The following is a 16,444-nucleotide window of genomic DNA, read 5'->3' as shown; positions in this document are numbered from 1 at the left end:
GGTGGCGCGAGCGGCCCGTTTGAGGAGATAGCATGATTGTTCGTCCCGTACGCAGCAGCGATTTATCCGCGCTGATCGACCTGGCCCGCAGCACCGGCACCGGCCTGACCACATTGCCGGCCAACGAAGAGCGCTTGACCCATCGGGTCGGCTGGGCCGAGAAGACCTTTCGCGGCGAAGCCGGGCGTGGCGATGCGGACTATCTGTTCGTGCTCGAAGACGATGACGGCCGCGTGGTGGGGATTTCCGCCATCGCCGGCGCGGTCGGCCTGCGTGAGCCCTGGTACAACTTCCGCGTCGGTCTGACGGTCAGCGCTTCGCAAGAGCTGAACATCTACCGCGAAATCCCGACGCTGTTTCTGGCCAACGACCTGACCGGCAATTCCGAGCTGTGCTCGCTGTTCCTGCACGCTGATTACCGCAACGGCCTCAACGGCCGGATGCTGTCCAAGGCGCGCATGCTGTTCATCGCTGAGTTCCCGGAGCTGTTCGGTAACAAGATCATCGCCGAAATGCGTGGCGTGTCCGATGACGCCGGGCGCTCGCCGTTCTGGGAAAGCCTCGGTCGGCACTTCTTCAAGATGGAATTCAGCCAGGCCGATTACCTGACCGGCGTCGGCAACAAGGCGTTCATCGCCGAACTGATGCCGAAATTTCCGCTGTACACCTGCTTCCTTTCGCCGGACGCGCGCAACGTCATCGGCCAAGTGCACCCGGACACCGAGCCGGCGCTGGCCATGCTCAAGAGCGAAGGCTTCAGCTACCAGGGTTACGTCGACATCTTCGACGCCGGCCCGGCCATCGAATGCGAAACCAGCAAGATCCGCGCGGTGCGTGACAGCGAAGCACTGGTGCTGGCCGTCGGCACGCCGGGCGATGACGCCACGCCGTTCATCATCCACAACCGCAAGCGCGAGGATTGCCGCATCACGGCTGCACCAGCGCGACTGGCTGCGGGCACCCTGGTGGTCGATCCGCAAACCGCGAAACGTCTTCAACTCAGCGCCGGCGATCAGGTTCGCGCCGTGGCGTTGTCCGCTGCACGGGAGTCGAAATAATGAATTCGCTATACATCGCAGGTGAGTGGCTGGCCGGTCAGGGCGAGGCCTTTCAATCTTTGAACCCGGTGACCCAGCAAGTGCTGTGGGCGGGCGAGGGCGCCACTGTCGCGCAGGTCGAATCGGCGGTGCAGGCCGCTCGTCAGGCCTTTCCCGGCTGGGCGCGCCGTACGCTCGAAGAGCGCATCAGCGTCCTCGAAGCTTTCGCCGCTGCGTTGAAAAACCACGCTGACGAACTGGCTCGCACAATCGGCGAAGAAACCGGCAAACCGCTGTGGGAAGCTGCGACCGAAGTCACCAGCATGGTCAACAAGATCGCGATTTCGGTGCAGAGCTACCGCGAGCGCACCGGCGAGAAGAGCGGCCCATTGGGCGACGCCACCGCCGTGTTGCGCCACAAGCCGCACGGCGTGGTTGCGGTGTTTGGTCCTTACAACTTCCCCGGTCACCTGCCTAACGGTCATATCGTCCCGGCGCTGCTGGCCGGTAACAGCGTGCTGTTCAAGCCCAGCGAACTGACGCCGAAAGTCGCCGAGTTGACGGTCAAGTGCTGGATCGAAGCCGGCCTGCCGGCAGGCGTGTTGAACCTGCTGCAGGGCGCGCGGGAAACCGGTATCGCGCTGGCGGCGAATCCGGGCATCGACGGTCTGTTCTTCACCGGTTCGAGCCGCACCGGCAATCACCTGCACCAGCAATTCGCCGGGCGTCCGGACAAGATCCTCGCCTTGGAGATGGGCGGCAACAACCCGCTGGTGGTCGATCAGGTCGCTGATCTGGACGCGGCGGTGTACACCATCATTCAGTCGGCATTCATTTCCGCCGGCCAGCGCTGCACTTGCGCCCGGCGTCTGCTGGTGCCGCAAGGCGCGTGGGGCGACAGCCTGCTCAAGCGTCTGGTTGAAGTCAGTTCGACCATTGAAGTCGGTGCCTTCGATCAGCAACCGGCGCCGTTCATGGGCTCGGTGATTTCCCTCGGCGCGGCGAAAGCGCTGATGGATGCGCAAGAGCAATTGCTGGCCAACGGCGCGGTGGCGCTGCTGGAAATGACTCAGCCACAGGCGCAGTCGGCTTTGCTGACCCCGGGCATTGTCGATGTGACGGCCGTGGCTGAGCGTCCGGACGAAGAACTGTTCGGGCCGCTGCTGCAAGTGATCCGCTATGCCGATTTCGGCGCGGCGATCACTGAAGCCAACAACACCGCTTATGGACTGGCCGCCGGTTTGCTCTCCGATTCCGAAGCGCGTTACCAGCAGTTCTGGCTGGAAAGCCGCGCCGGCATCGTCAACTGGAACAAACAACTGACTGGTGCCGCGAGCAGCGCGCCATTCGGCGGTGTCGGCGCCTCGGGCAACCACCGTGCCAGCGCCTATTACGCAGCGGACTACTGCGCGTACCCGGTGGCGTCGCTGGAAACCCCGAGCCTGGTGTTGCCATCGGCTCTGACGCCTGGCGTGAAAATGGCGTAGCGCCCATTCGCGAGCAGGCTCGCTCCCACAGGTTCAGTGGTGTTCACACATTTTGTGTCCAACCTAAATCCTGTGGGAGCGAGCCTGCTCGCGAAGGCCGCACTGCGGTCGCAAAGAATAGTTACTGAAGCCTATAACAACAGATTCTCGTGGAGCCTCGCTGATGAAATCCTATGAAGTCAATTTTGACGGTCTAGTGGGGCCGACCCATAACTACGGTGGTCTGTCCTACGGCAACGTCGCCTCGCAGAGCAACAGTCAGCAATCCTCGAATCCGAAGGAAGCGGCGCTGCAAGGTCTGGCGAAGATGAAAGCGCTGATGGACATGGGCTTTCAGCAAGGCGTGCTGGCTCCGCAGGAGCGTCCCGACGTGGCCGCGCTGCGTCGTCTGGGCTTCAGTGGCACTGACGCGCAGGTGATCGAGCGCGCCGCCAAAGAAGCGATGCCGCTGCTGGTCGCCAGTTGCTCGGCGTCGAGCATGTGGGTGGCCAACGCAGCCACGGTCAGCCCGAGTGCCGACACCGCTGACGGCCGCGTGCACTTCACCGCCGCCAACCTCAATTGCAAATATCACCGCAGCATCGAACACCCGACCACCAGCCGCGTGCTCGGCGCGATGTTCGCCAATCAACAGCACTTCGCCCATCACGCCGCTTTGCCGGCAGTGGCGCAGTTTGGCGACGAAGGCGCGGCCAACCACACGCGTTTCTGCCGTGAGTACGGCGAGGCGGGCGTCGAGTTCTTCGTGTTCGGCCGCAGTGCGTTCGACAACCGCTTCCCGGCGCCGCAGAAATACCCAGCACGCCAGACCCTCGAAGCCTCGCAAGCCGTGGCGCGTCTGCACGGTCTGCGTGACGAAGGCGTGGTCTACGCGCAGCAGAACCCCAACGTCATCGATCAGGGTGTGTTCCACAACGACGTGATCGCCGTGGGCAACGGTGAAGTGCTGTTCTATCACGAGGACGCGTTCCTTGAGACCGACAAGATGCTCGCCGAACTGCAAGCCAAACTGGCCAAGGTCGGCGGTAACTTCCAGTCCGTTTGCGTGCCGCGTTCGGCAGTCACCGTGGATGACGCGGTGCGTTCCTACCTGTTCAACAGCCAGTTGCTCTCGCGTGCCGATGGCTCGATGCTGCTGATCGTGCCGCAGGAATGCCAGGCCAACGAACGCGTCTGGGCTTATCTGCAAAGCCTGACCAGCTCCGGCGGAATGATCCGCGAAGTTAAAGTCTTCGATCTCAAGCAGAGCATGCAGAACGGCGGTGGCCCAGCGTGCCTGCGTCTGCGCGTGGCGCTGAATGAAACCGAACTGGCGGCGGTCAACCCAGGCGTTATCATGACGGCTCCGTTGTACGGTTCGTTGACCGCATGGGTTGAAAAGCACTACCGCGACCGCCTGAGCGAAACCGATCTGGCGGACCCGCAGTTGCTGCTTGAATGCCGGACGGCACTGGATGAACTGACGCAAATCCTTAAACTGGGCGCGGTTTATCCCTTCCAGATCAATTGATCGCCAGCGCGCTGCCTGAACGCGGCGCGCGGCGTGTCACCCCAAGAGAGTAAAAACATGAGCGATTCCCTGCAGCTGATCCTTGAAGACACCGACGGCACGCAATTGCAAACCTCGTGCACCCGCGTTGCGGTCATGTGGCAAGGCAAAGAGCTGTGGATCCAGCAGGACGGCCGTGGCCAGCTGCTGATCGGCGTGGACGTCGAGGAAGGTGACGAAGAGTACGCCAACCTGCTGCTGCGCCCATTGGCGACTAATCTGGTAAGTCTGCAACTGGAAATGGAACCGGCTGACCTCGGCGCTGACGAGGATCACGTACACGGCCCGGATTGCAACCACGACCACTAAGGAAACCGCTCTATGCTCGCCCTCGGCAAACTGCTTGAACTGACCCTCGCCGGCCGCGAACCGGCGGAGAAGACTCAACTGACTGTCGAAGGCGTGCGCATGCGCTGGTTGAGCGAAGGGGCGCTGGAAGTGCGGCCCCCGGAAGCGCGCGACAATGGCCTGGACCTGCTGCTGTCGGCAGGCATCCATGGCAACGAAACGGCACCGATCGAGTTGCTCGATCGGCTGCTGCACGACATCGCACGCGGCGATCTGAAGCCGCGCGCACGCATTCTGTTCCTGTTTGGCAACCCGGAAGCCATCCGCAAGGGTGAGCGTTTCGTCGAGCAGGACGTCAATCGACTGTTCAACGGTCGCCACGAACAAAGCAGCGGCTCGGAAGCGTTGCGCGCCTGTGAGCTGGAACGGCTGGCGGCGAGTTTCTTCAGCAAACCCGAGCGCGAGCGTCTGCACTACGACCTGCACACGGCGATTCGTGGGTCGAAGATCGAACAGTTCGCCTTGTACCCGTGGAAGGAAGGGCGCCAGCATTCCCGTCGCGAACTGGCGCGCCTGCGCTCGGCCGGCATGGAGGCGGTGCTGCTGCAGAACAAACCGTCGATCGTCTTCAGTTCGTACACCTACGACAAACTCGACGCCGAGGCTTTCACCCTGGAACTGGGCAAGGCGCGGCCGTTCGGGCAGAACGATGGCGTCAACGTCTCACTGCTGGAAACCCGTCTGAAGCAGATCATCGAAGGCACTGAGCCGGAGACAGAAGAAGGGCTGGACGGTTTGCAGCTGTTCAGCGTGGCGCGGGAAATCATCAAGCACAGCGATGCGTTCCGCCTGAACCTGCCGGCGGACATCGAAAACTTTTCCGAGCTGGAGCCGGGTTATGTGCTGGCCGAGGATCTGGCCAATACCCGCTGGGTGATCGAAGAGCAGGGCGCACGAATCATCTTCCCCAACCCCAAGGTCAAGAACGGCCTGCGCGCCGGCATTCTGATCGTCCCGACCACCGACGAAAACCTCGCCTGATAGCGACATCTGAATCGGCACAAAACCAATGTGGGAGCGAGCCTGCTCGCGAAAGCGGTCTACCAGTCAACTTGTCGTCGGCTGGCAGTCCCTCTTCGCGAGCAGGCTCGCTCCCACATTTGATTTGAGTGAGGTCAAAAACTCACTCGACGTTACACGGCTACCGCACGCGGCTCCGTGCGACGCAACGCGCGAATCTTCTGCAACGTATCCGCGCAAGTCCGCGCCGCTTCCTGACCCTTGTGCACAAAGTGCTCGAAGAAGAACTTCTGATGCTCTTCGCCCGAATGGAAGTGGTGCGGGGTGAGCGATACCGAGAACACCGGCACTTCGGTTTCCAGCTGCACCTGCATCAGGCCGCTGACCACCGATTGCGCGACGAACTCGTGACGGTAAATGCCGCCGTCCACCACCAGGGCGGCGGCGACGATGCCGGCGTAACGGCCAGATTTGGCCAGCAGCTTTGCGTGCAGCGGCATTTCAAAGGCGCCGCCGACTTCAAAAAAGTCGATGTCCGCTTCCTGATAACCCTGCACCAGCATTTCAGCGACGAAGCCTTTACGGCTCTGGTCGACGATTTCCTTGTGCCAGCAGGCCTGGATGAACGCGACGCGCTCGCCCTGGGGGTGTTTGCTTTTGCTGTCGATAGCGGTGGGTTGCATGTTCTGACTCCTGTTTGTGTGAAAAACAGGGCGTTATGAATCGAAAGGGATGCAAGGGTGCGAACGCAGGCACGGATGCACGCGGACGGCCCTTTGGCGTCGATCCCGTTCTCTCTTCATCCGGACTATGACCGTCGGCCCCGGAATCACACCGGGTCTGCTGACCTTGCCGACGCACCCGACTCAAGTCGTGTGCAGCGCCAAGCGCTCGCGGGCTATGCGCATTGCGCGCAATTACCGCCGGTGGGGAATTGCACCCCGCCCTGAGAACGTTTCGCCGCCCATAGGCGGGCGGCGGCAAGTTTGTAACACATATTTCCCGGCCATGCACATGACACTGCGGGAGCGAGCCCGCTCGCGAAAGCGGCTTCACATTCAACGAAGATGCTGACTGTTACTCCGCTTTCGCGAGCAGGCTCGCTGCCACATGGGCTTTGTCTTCTCGAGGAAGAATGGGATTTTTCCTCGTTCTAGGGTTGATTAATCTGTGCGATGACCGCAGTAATCCCACTTCACAAAGGGATTTCCCATCTGACCAGAGGCCAGGTTCATGAGCGTTATCGATCTTCGCAGCGACACCGTCACCCAACCGACTCCCGCCATGCTCGACGCGATGACCGCAGCGGACACCGGCGACGATGTGTACGGCGAAGATCCGACGGTCAATCGCCTCGAGGCCGAACTGGCCAAGCGTCTGGGCTTTGCCGCCGCGCTATTCGTGCCGACCGGGACCATGAGCAACCTGCTCGGCCTGATGGCGCACTGCGAGCGTGGCGACGAATACATCGTCGGTCAGCAGGCGCACACCTACAAGTACGAAGGTGGCGGGGCGGCGGTGCTCGGCTCGATTCAGCCGCAGCCGCTGGAGGTGCAGGCCGACGGTTCACTGGATCTGGATCAGGTCGCCGCCGCGATCAAACCGGACGATTTCCATTTCGCCCGCAGCCGTTTGCTGGCGCTGGAAAACACCATGCAGGGCAAAGTGCTGCCGCTGGAGTATCTGGCGCGCGCGCGACGCTTTACTCAGGAACACGGCCTGCAATTGCACCTGGACGGCGCGCGGCTGTACAACGCGGCGGTCAAGCTTGGCGTCGATGCCCGGGAGATCACCCAGCATTTCGATTCGGTGTCGGTGTGCCTGTCCAAAGGCCTCGGCGCACCGGTCGGTTCGGTGCTGTGCGGTTCCGAGCAACTGATCGGCAAAGCGCGGCGTTTGCGCAAAATGGTCGGTGGCGGCATGCGTCAGGCCGGGTTGCTCGCGGCGGCTGGCTTGTACGCACTGGATCATCACGTCGAACGGCTGGCGGATGACCATGCCAACGCGCAGTTGCTCGCCGAGGGGCTGCGTGAAGCCGGTTTCGTCGTCGAGCCCGTGCAAACCAACATGGTTTATGTGCAAATGGGCGACAAGGCCGCAGCACTCAAGGACTTTGCCGGCGAACGCGGGATCAGGCTCAGCGCCGCTGCGCGCTTGCGCATGGTCACGCACATGGACGTCAGCCGCGCGCAAATCGAGCAAGTGATCGCGACATTCGTCGAGTTTTCACGCAAGTGACAGCGTCAGCCGTCCAATTGACCGTTTCTATCGTATAAACACGCTGTACCCCGCGCGCAGGGCCGATATAATGCGGCCCTTTGCCGTCGCTTCGTCTCATGACGTTTCGAACAGGCCTTTGGCCGCAGCCTCCGTGGAAGAACCTAATGAAAAGCGCAGAAATCCGTGAAGCCTTCCTTCGCTTCTTCGAAGAGCAAGGCCACACCCGTGTAGCCTCCAGCTCTTTGATTCCGGGCAACGACCCAACCCTGCTGTTCACCAACGCGGGGATGAACCAGTTCAAGGACTGCTTCCTGGGCCAGGAAAAACGTGCGTACACCCGTGCCACCAGCAGCCAGAAATGCGTGCGCGCCGGCGGCAAGAACAGTGACCTGGAAAACGTCGGTTATACCGCGCGTCACCACACGTTCTTCGAAATGCTCGGCAACTTCAGCTTCGGCGACTACTTCAAGCACGACGCGATCACCTTCGCCTGGACCTTCCTCACCGGCGTGCTCAAGCTGCCGAAGGAAAAGCTCTGGGTCACTGTCTACGCCACCGACGACGAAGCGTATGACATCTGGACACAGAAAATCGGTGTGCCAGCCGAGCGCATGATCCGCATCGGCGACAACAAGGGCGCGCCGTACGCTTCCGACAACTTCTGGACCATGGGCGATACCGGCCCGTGCGGCCCGTGCACCGAGATTTTCTACGATCACGGCGAGCACATCTGGGGCGGCCCGCCGGGCTCGCCGGAAGAAGATGGCGACCGCTACATCGAGATCTGGAACAACGTGTTCATGCAGTTCAACCGCACCGCCGATGGCGTGTTGCATCCGTTGCCAGCGCCGTCGGTGGACACCGGCATGGGCCTGGAGCGGATCAGTGCGGTGATGCAGCACGTCAACTCCAACTACGACATCGACCTGTTCAAGAATCTGCTCAAGGCTTCGGCTGAAGCGATCGGCTGCGAAAACGGCGATCAGTCGTCGCTCAAAGTCGTTTCCGACCACATCCGTTCCTGCGGTTTCCTGATCGCCGACGGCGTGCTGCCGTCCAACGAAGGTCGCGGTTACGTGCTGCGCCGGATCATCCGTCGCGCCTGCCGTCACGGCAACAAGCTTGGCGCCAGCGGCAGCTTCTTCTACAAGATCGTCGCGGCGCTGGTCGCCGAAATGGGCGAAGCCTTTCCGGAACTGAAGAAGCAGCAAAGCAACATCGAGCGCGTCCTCAAGGCTGAAGAAGAGCAGTTCTCCAAGACCCTGGAGCACGGCCTGAAAATCCTCGAGCAGGATCTGGCCGAACTCAAAGGCACCGTGGTGCCGGGCGACGTGGTGTTCAAACTCTACGACACCTACGGCTTCCCGATGGACCTGACCGCCGACATCGCCCGCGAACGCGGCCTGACCGTCGACGAAGCCGGTTTCGAGCGTGAGATGGAAGCGCAGCGTGTTCGCGCGCGTTCGGCCAGCTCGTTCGGTCTGGACTACAACACCCTGGTCAAGGTCGACGTGGCCACTGAGTTCACCGGCTATGCCGCCACCCGCGGCTCGGCGAAAATCGTTGCCATCTATAAGGATGGCCAGTCGGTCGACGTGCTGAGCGAAGGTCAGGAAGGCGTGATCGTGCTCAACCAGACGCCGTTCTACGCCGAATCCGGTGGCCAGATCGGCGACTGCGGTTTCATTCAGGCCGGCAGCAGCCGCTTCGACGTGCGCGATACCACCAAGACCGGCGGCGCATTCCTGCACCACGGTGTGCTGGCCTCGGGCAGTCTGACCATCGGCGCACCGGTGGAAACTCACGTCGACGCCGAAGTACGTCACGCCACCGCGCTGAACCACTCGGCTACGCACTTGCTCCACGCCGCGCTGCGTCAGGTGCTGGGCGAGCATGTGCAGCAGAAAGGTTCGTTGGTCGACAGTCAGCGTCTGCGTTTCGACTTCAGCCACTTCGAAGCGATCAAGCCAGAGCAGATCAAGCAGTTGGAAGACATCGTCAACGCCGAGATTCGCAAGAACTCCGCCGTTGAAACCGAAGAAACCGACATCGAAACCGCGAAGAACAAAGGCGCCATGGCGCTGTTCGGCGAGAAGTACGGCGACAGCGTGCGCGTGCTGAGCATGGGCGACTTCTCGGTCGAACTGTGCGGCGGTATCCACGCCAACCGTACCGGCGACATCGGCCTGCTGAAAATCATCAGCGAAGGCGGTGTGGCATCGGGCGTGCGTCGTATCGAGGCAGTCACCGGTGCTGCGGCGCTGGCCTACTTGAACGCGGCGGAAGAACAACTCAAGGAAGCGGCCAGCCTGGTCAAGGGCAGCCGCGACAACCTGATCGACAAGCTCTCGGCGGTACTGGAGCGCAACCGTCTGCTGGAGAAACAACTCGAGCAGTTGCAGGCCAAGGCAGCCAGCGCGGCGGGCGACGATCTGTCGGCCTCGGCGGTGGACGTCAAGGATGTGAAGGTGCTGGCTGCCCGTCTGGACGGTCAGGATGGCAAGGCGCTGCTGGCGCTGGTCGATCAGCTGAAAAACAAACTCGGCCGCGCAGTGATCCTGCTCGGCGGTGTCCATGAGGAAAAGGTCGTACTGGTTGCAGGCGTAACCAAGGACCTGACTGGCCAACTCAAAGCCGGTGATTTGATGAAACAGGCTGCTGCGGCAGTGGGCGGGAAGGGCGGTGGTCGTCCGGACATGGCGCAGGGCGGTGGTGTCGATGCCGCTGCGCTGGATGGCGCACTGGCGCTGACCGTTCCATTCGTCGAGCAGGCTTTATAAGACGGCTCGCCAGGCCCGCAGTCTAGTGGCGGGCCTGGCGACTGTTCGAAAGATTATTGGGCGCCCTTCATGGGCAGAGGCGGCTTTGAAATGGCTTTGATCGTACAGAAATTTGGAGGCACCTCGGTCGGCACTGTCGAGAGAATCGAGCAGGTCGCCGACAAGGTTAAGAAATTCCGCGATGCCGGCGATGACCTGGTGGTTGTGCTGTCTGCAATGAGCGGCGAAACCAACCGTCTGATCGATCTGGCCAAGCAAATCAGTGGCGAGGCGCAACCGGTTCCGCGCGAGCTGGACGTGATCGTCTCCACCGGTGAGCAGGTGACGATTGCCCTGTTGGCCATGGCGCTGATCAAGCGCGGTGTGCCGGCGGTGTCGTACACCGGTAATCAGGTGCGGATCCTGACCGACAGTGCGCACAATAAAGCGCGTATCTTGCAGATTGATGACCAGAAGATTCGCGGTGATCTGAAGGCTGGTCGCGTGGTGGTTGTCGCCGGTTTCCAGGGTGTCGACGAGCACGGCAACATCACCACCCTCGGTCGCGGCGGTTCCGATACCACCGGCGTGGCACTGGCTGCGGCCTTGAAAGCGGATGAATGCCAGATCTACACCGACGTCGACGGTGTCTACACCACCGACCCGCGTGTGGTGCCGGTCGCTCAGCGTCTGGACAAGATCACCTTCGAAGAGATGCTGGAAATGGCCAGCCTCGGTTCCAAGGTCCTGCAGATCCGTGCGGTGGAATTCGCCGGCAAGTACAACGTTCCGCTGCGCGTACTGCACAGCTTCAAGGAGGGTCCGGGCACCCTCATTACTATTGATGAAGAGGAAACCATGGAACAGCCGATCATTTCCGGCATCGCTTTCAACCGCGATGAAGCCAAGCTGACCATCCGTGGCGTGCCAGACACCCCGGGCGTGGCGTTCAAGATTCTCGGCCCGATCAGTGCCGCGAACATCGAAGTCGACATGATCGTGCAGAACGTCGCGCACGATAACACCACCGACTTCACCTTCACCGTGCACCGCAACGACTACCAGGCTGCACAGACCGTGCTGGAAAACACCGCTCGCGAAATCGGTGCCCGTGAAGTGGTTGGCGACACCAAGATCGCCAAGGTCTCGATCGTCGGCGTCGGCATGCGTTCTCACGCAGGCGTGGCCAGCCGCATGTTCGAATCCCTGGCAAAAGAAAGCATCAACATCCAGATGATCTCGACTTCGGAAATCAAGGTTTCCGTAGTGATCGAAGAGAAGTACCTGGAACTGGCCGTGCGCGCGCTGCACACGGCTTTCGAACTGGATGCGCCGGCCCGTCAGGGCGAGTAATCCGCTTCTGTGAAGGGCGCGGTCTGACCGCGCCCTTTATTTTTGAATGGCGCGGGCCCTGAACTGTTCTTTTGCTCGCGCTGGTCAATACTCAGGCATGTAGGGCTACGATCGCTGCGGTTGTAGGTCGGGTGCCTTTTTTTTGCAGACTGTTGTCCCTGAAATGAATGGCGTAAGGAGAAAGGTATGCTGATTCTGACTCGTCGGTGCGCGGAAAGCCTGATTATCGGTGACGGCGAAATCACCGTGACCGTGCTCGGCGTCAAAGGAAACCAGGTGCGTATCGGCGTCAACGCTCCGAAAGAGGTTGCGGTGCACCGTGAGGAAATTTACCTGCGTATAAAGAAAGAGAAGGACGAAGAACCAAGCCATTAATTTTTATCGATTTTTATGTTTGCAAACGGGGAAGAAGCTGGTTAATATACGCCCCGTGTTGCGGAGAGCTGGCCGAGTGGCCGAAGGCGCTCCCCTGCTAAGGGAGTACACCTCAAAAGGGTGTCGGGGGTTCGAATCCCCCGTTCTCCGCCATTATTTGCTTAGTACGTCGTAATCTGGCTTCTTCTGTAAGTTGTTGAAATTACTAGAAAAAGTGTTTGACATAGAGATTAGACGGCCTATAATGCGCGGCAACAAATGCACTCGTAGCTCAGCTGGATAGAGTACTCGGCTACGAACCGAGCGGTCACAGGTTCGAATCCTGTCGAGTGCACCATTTAAGAGTTATTTGCTGTAAGGTGAGTAACTCGGTTTCAGCCAGTTGTGGTCTGGTTTAAAAACACAAAATGCACTCGTAGCTCAGCTGGATAGAGTACTCGGCTACGAACCGAGCGGTCACAGGTTCGAATCCTGTCGAGTGCACCATATACCAAGAAGCCCGCGTTTAACGCGGGCTTTTTGCTGTCCGGGATTTGGCTTTTCCCTTCACGCAGCCTCTTTCATCAAAATCAATTTGAGCACTGCGGCCTCGCTTGAGGTCGTAACGATAGCTCGTGGTCGATGTGCGGGTGTTGATCTTGTCGGGCTTGCCCAGTGCGCTTTCGACGTCCCGCTGACTCATGCCGGCAATCACTCGGCGGTTGATGATCGCTTCGCGCCGCTGTCTGTTGTCGATCAGGTTTCCACATTTATGTTCAGTGCCGCCGACGATGCCCGGTTCGCGTCCGCTGTCTTTCATGCCGGTCACAGCTTCGTGATTGAACTCCGGCATGATTGCGACCCAGCCGGGTGAATACGGGTGGACCTCCTGAATTGAGAGTTGCTCGCCAGTTGCGCAGCTCATCGACGTAAACGTGACGCTGCCGTCAGCAGCCTGGCAGCGATGAAGTGTGGTGGCGTTGGCAGGCGTGATGTGGAGCAGGGCGGTCAGTAGAAAAAGCGCTGGTTTTGCTGGCATTCGATGTCCTCCGTGACGATCTACGCTCAAGGTTAGTCGCTGCTTTTTGCATTGCCGGTGTGTTTTCTTTTCAAGATGAGTCGTCGCATTTGCACGGGTCAGGCAGGCGCTCAGGTTTGTTTCGCAAGCGCTTGTTTCAGCCGTGATTTTTTCAACGTTTTAAACCGTCAGGCGTGTATCATTGCGCCCGTCAGCCCCGCCGGGGCTTATGGAAAACCTCCATGGACTTACCCAGTAGTTGTTCAGTAAACCGTTTCACCAATCATGAATTGACTGATTGATCCTTCCGGCGTGCCCCGCTGCTGGGAGTGGAGTTCGCCTATGTCCGAAATCGAAGTAAAAAAAACACAGGAAAGCCTGCAGGACCGCCTGGCTCAGGTCGTCGAGTTGCTGCAGCGCCAGCGTGTCGTTGAAGACCTGACTCATCGCCAGGAAGGTCCGCACCACGACCGCGTGGAAAACCTGGTTCACCGGCAAAACCTCGTCGAGCTGCAACGCAAGCTCGATGATCTGCACTCCGCCGACGTCGCCTACATTCTCGAAGCCTTGCCGCTGGACGATCGCCTGACGCTCTGGCAACTGGTCAAGGCCGACCGCGACGGCGACATTCTTCTCGAAGTATCCGATTCCGTCCGTGAAACGCTGATCGCCGACATGGACGATCACGAGCTCCTGGCTGCCGCCAAGGACATGGACGCCGACGAACTCGCTGACCTGGCCTCCGAGCTGCCGCGAGACGTTGTCCATGAGCTGATGGAGAGTCTGGATAACCAGCAGCGCGAACGCGTGCGCTCGGCGCTGTCCTATGACGAGGATCAGGTCGGTGCGCTGATGGACTTCGAGATGGTGACGATCCGTGAGGACGTCAGCCTTGAAGTGGTTCTGCGCTATCTGCGTCGCCTCAAAGAGCTGCCCGGTCATACCGATAAATTGTTCGTGGTCGATTACGACGGCGTGCTCAAGGGCGTGCTGCCTATCAAACGTCTGCTGGTCAACGATCCGGAGAAGCAGGTCGCGGAAGTGATGGCCAGCGATCCGGTGAGCTTCCACCCGGACGAAGATGCCTACGACGCTGCTCAGGCGTTCGAGCGTTACGACTTGATCTCGGCGCCGGTGGTCGACAAGAACGGCAAGCTGATCGGCCGTCTGACCATCGATGAAATGGTCGACCTGATCCGTGAGGAAAGCGAAAGCGAAGTCCTCAACATGGCCGGTCTGCGCGAAGAGGAAGATATCTTCGCCTCGGTGTGGAAATCCCTGCGTAACCGTTGGGCGTGGCTGGCGGTGAACCTGATCACTGCATTTGTGGCATCGCGGGTGATCGGTCTGTTCGAAGGTTCGATCGAGAAATTGGTGGCACTGGCGGCGCTCATGCCGATCGTGGCGGGTATCGGTGGCAACTCCGGTAACCAGACCATCACCATGATCGTGCGCGCCATGGCGCTGGATCAGGTCAGCACCGGCAACACTTCGCGCTTGATGCGCAAAGAGCTGGCGGTCGGTTTGATCAACGGTCTGGTCTGGGGCGGGGTGATCGGTGTGGTCGCGTACATGCTCTACGGCAGTTGGTCACTCGGCGTGGTAATGACGGCGGCGATGACGCTCAACCTGTTGCTGGCGGCGTTGATGGGGGTGTTGATCCCGATGACGCTGGCCAAGATGGGCCGCGATCCGGCGATGGGCGCCAGTGTGATGATCACCGCAATGACCGACAGCGGTGGCTTCTTCATCTTCCTCGGCCTGGCGACAATCTTCCTGCTCTGATCAGTTGCAATGAAAGGCCCGTCAAATTGACGGGCTTTTTTGTGCCTGCCACACTCAATTGCCAAGCGGCCATCTGTCATATCGCGGGCAAAAAAAAGCCAGCAATCATGCTGGCTTCAATATGTTCGGTATAACTCAGGACGCGTCTGCGGCCATTTCAGCGTCGTGTGCGATCAGCGACACCAGGGCGTTCTGCTGACGGTGCGACAGCTGACGGAAGCGTTGCAACAGCTCGCGCTCGTGCAGCGACAGCTCCGGGCTGTCCAGGCGCATGCTCAGCTCTTCGCCCAGTGCGCCTTCCTGAATAAGACTCTGCTCAAGGCGCGCAATGATCTCGGAGTTCATGCTGCGATGATGATTGCGAGCCACTTCGGCAATGCGTTCACGCATTCCGTCTGGCAGACGTACGACAAACTTGTCAGCCGTACGGCTGGAATAAATTGCCTGTTTCAATGGGCGCATATATTTAACCGGTTAGTTCAGGGGAGCGGTTCTCGGGATTGGCCGCAGGATGTGTGGTAGGACAAGCATCCGGACCAATTGGTTCAACCTGAATTGTTAAGAGGCCGGCATCATGCCTCAAAATTGCCAGATCATTGGCGTCAATTCTGTGACAAATATTGAGCCGGGTAAAGGCGTAATGCCAGCACCAGTTGTCAGAAATGCGGACTGGTTGGAAAACTTTCCATCCTTCCGTATCGCTGCCCGCTTTCGCATGCACATCTGTTGATGTCCGAAGACCTTAGAACGTGCATGCTATGCGGCTCGCTATTCTTGATCCCTATGTGTACAGGATAGTGGCAATTTGCCGATTTACTAGAGGCAGGACCCGTCGGAGGGCGTTTTCGGGATGGATGGCAAGCTTTTTTACCTGATGGGGCCGTCCGGTTCGGGCAAGGACAGCCTGATCGAAGCAGCGCGTGAGCCACTGCGTGAGTTGAACTGTGAAGTGATGCGCCGGGTGATTACCCGATCGGCGGAGTCAGTCGGCGAAGATGCAATCGGCGTGACGCCTGAAGAGTTCGACCGGCGACAGCACGCTGGCGCTTTTTCCTTAGCCTGGCAAGCCAACGGCCTCTCTTACGGCATTCCAAGGGAAATGGATGAATGGTTGCAAGCGGGCCGGCACGTATTGGTTAACGGGTCGAGAGCGAACCTGCGTCAAGCAATGGAGAAATATCCAACGCTGGTGCCGGTTCTGCTGACAGTCAACGATGAGGTCCTGCGTAAGCGCCTGCTCAAGCGTGGCCGGGAAACCCCTGAGCAAATCGACGCAAGACTCGCGCGCAACGCACTGTTCAAAGACCGCAGATCCAGCGACAGCCCCGTTCATCAGATCGAAAATTCTGTTGATCTTGCTGAAGCTGTCTCTGCATTACTTGAGCTGATCCGGCTCAACGCAGAACCGGATCAAACTTGATCTTGCGCCCTGCAATCAGCGCCAGCACAAACAGCACCGCAAACACGCCACAGCCAACCAGAGGCAAGGTGACTTCCGTCTCCTCGAACAGCGCCAGATGGGTAACGCCACTCAGTAAAGCGAGGATCAGAAATCCCGTCGCTGATTTGGACAT

General features: G+C 59.9%; 15 protein-coding genes, 3 tRNA genes and 1 riboswitch. Of the genes, 14 read left to right on the top strand and 4 right to left on the bottom strand.

Annotated elements, in window-relative coordinates; genetic code table 11:
- The first annotated feature begins 32 nt into the window (after positions 1-32).
- From astA to astE, 5 genes are all read left to right on the top strand, one after another.
- Positions 33-1,058 carry an arginine N-succinyltransferase gene (gene astA / locus AB4N85_RS14855; protein WP_024014014.1) on the top strand — a complete coding sequence of 342 codons (1,026 nt, stop codon included), beginning with the start codon at positions 33-35 and terminating at the stop codon, positions 1,056-1,058.
- Positions 1,055-2,524 carry a succinylglutamate-semialdehyde dehydrogenase gene (gene astD, locus AB4N85_RS14850; RefSeq protein WP_252880166.1) on the top strand — a complete coding sequence of 490 codons (1,470 nt, stop codon included), beginning with the start codon at positions 1,055-1,057 and terminating at the stop codon, positions 2,522-2,524. Before astA ends, astD begins: the two co-directional genes overlap by 4 nt.
- A 163-nt stretch (positions 2,525-2,687) precedes the next feature.
- Positions 2,688-4,034 (top strand): N-succinylarginine dihydrolase, encoded by a 1,347-nt coding sequence (astB, locus tag AB4N85_RS14845; RefSeq protein ID WP_353188283.1) that lies wholly within the window; start codon positions 2,688-2,690, stop codon positions 4,032-4,034.
- Between the two features lie 57 nt (positions 4,035-4,091).
- Entirely contained in the window at positions 4,092-4,382 is a 291-nt protein-coding gene (locus AB4N85_RS14840; protein ID WP_016773591.1) for a hypothetical protein, read from the top strand.
- A gap of 12 nt (positions 4,383-4,394) precedes the next feature.
- Entirely contained in the window at positions 4,395-5,402 is a 1,008-nt protein-coding gene (gene astE, locus AB4N85_RS14835; protein ID WP_258707087.1) for a succinylglutamate desuccinylase, read from the top strand.
- A gap of 152 nt (positions 5,403-5,554) precedes the next feature.
- Here astE and AB4N85_RS14830 read toward each other — a convergent pair whose 3' ends face one another.
- Positions 5,555-6,064: a 6,7-dimethyl-8-ribityllumazine synthase gene (locus AB4N85_RS14830; RefSeq protein ID WP_024014011.1), complete on the bottom strand. Its 510-nt coding sequence runs from the start codon at positions 6,062-6,064 to the stop codon at positions 5,555-5,557.
- Between the two features lie 103 nt (positions 6,065-6,167).
- Positions 6,168-6,339, bottom strand: a riboswitch (FMN riboswitch).
- A 275-nt stretch (positions 6,340-6,614) separates the two neighbouring features.
- Here AB4N85_RS14830 and ltaE point away from each other — a divergent pair.
- The 7 genes from ltaE to AB4N85_RS14795 all read left to right on the top strand — a co-directional run bounded on the left by ltaE (position 6,615) and on the right by AB4N85_RS14795 (position 12,574).
- Positions 6,615-7,619 (top strand): low-specificity L-threonine aldolase, encoded by a 1,005-nt coding sequence (gene ltaE / locus AB4N85_RS14825; RefSeq protein ID WP_252868120.1) that lies wholly within the window; start codon positions 6,615-6,617, stop codon positions 7,617-7,619.
- A 146-nt stretch (positions 7,620-7,765) separates the two neighbouring features.
- Complete coding sequence (alaS, locus tag AB4N85_RS14820) at positions 7,766-10,381, top strand: alanine--tRNA ligase (RefSeq protein ID WP_252868119.1); 2,616 nt, start codon at positions 7,766-7,768, stop codon at positions 10,379-10,381.
- A gap of 90 nt (positions 10,382-10,471) precedes the next feature.
- Complete coding sequence (locus AB4N85_RS14815) at positions 10,472-11,713, top strand: aspartate kinase (RefSeq protein WP_016773595.1); 1,242 nt, start codon at positions 10,472-10,474, stop codon at positions 11,711-11,713.
- A gap of 186 nt (positions 11,714-11,899) precedes the next feature.
- Positions 11,900-12,088, top strand: a complete 189-nt coding sequence (gene csrA / locus AB4N85_RS14810; RefSeq protein WP_002554426.1) for a carbon storage regulator CsrA — start codon at positions 11,900-11,902, stop codon at positions 12,086-12,088.
- Positions 12,089-12,150: 62 nt separating this feature from the next.
- Positions 12,151-12,241, top strand: a tRNA-Ser gene (locus AB4N85_RS14805).
- A 107-nt stretch (positions 12,242-12,348) separates the two neighbouring features.
- Positions 12,349-12,425, top strand: a tRNA-Arg gene (locus AB4N85_RS14800).
- A gap of 72 nt (positions 12,426-12,497) precedes the next feature.
- Positions 12,498-12,574 (top strand) — tRNA-Arg (locus AB4N85_RS14795).
- Positions 12,575-12,593: 19 nt separating this feature from the next.
- On the opposite strand, the gene AB4N85_RS14790 is transcribed toward AB4N85_RS14795, so the two are convergent.
- Complete coding sequence (locus tag AB4N85_RS14790) at positions 12,594-13,106, bottom strand: cell envelope protein SmpA (RefSeq protein ID WP_252868118.1); 513 nt, start codon at positions 13,104-13,106, stop codon at positions 12,594-12,596.
- 321 nt (positions 13,107-13,427) lie between these two features.
- Here AB4N85_RS14790 and mgtE point away from each other — a divergent pair, with 321 nt between their 5' ends.
- On the top strand, positions 13,428-14,870 hold the full coding sequence (gene mgtE / locus AB4N85_RS14785; protein ID WP_016773597.1) for a magnesium transporter: 1,443 nt from the start codon (positions 13,428-13,430) through the stop codon (positions 14,868-14,870).
- Positions 14,871-15,005: 135 nt separating this feature from the next.
- Here the strand turns inward: mgtE and AB4N85_RS14780 are convergent, their stop codons facing one another.
- A complete protein-coding gene (locus AB4N85_RS14780; protein ID WP_003178899.1) occupies positions 15,006-15,332 on the bottom strand; it encodes an Arc family DNA-binding protein in 327 nt (108 codons plus the stop codon).
- Between the two features lie 388 nt (positions 15,333-15,720).
- Between AB4N85_RS14780 and phnN the strand changes: the two genes are divergently transcribed.
- Complete coding sequence (gene phnN / locus AB4N85_RS14775; protein ID WP_056788074.1) at positions 15,721-16,290, top strand: phosphonate metabolism protein/1,5-bisphosphokinase (PRPP-forming) PhnN; 570 nt, start codon at positions 15,721-15,723, stop codon at positions 16,288-16,290.
- On the opposite strand, the gene AB4N85_RS14770 is transcribed toward phnN, so the two are convergent.
- Complete coding sequence (locus AB4N85_RS14770) at positions 16,265-16,444, bottom strand: PA3371 family protein (protein ID WP_016773599.1); 180 nt, start codon at positions 16,442-16,444, stop codon at positions 16,265-16,267. The two genes, phnN and AB4N85_RS14770, sit on opposite strands and share 26 nt — an antisense overlap.

The sequence above is a fragment of the Pseudomonas sp. H1_G08 genome, assembly GCF_054681355.1.
Note: the sequence above shows the minus strand (reverse complement) of the source record. Positions and strands in the feature narration are given on the sequence as shown.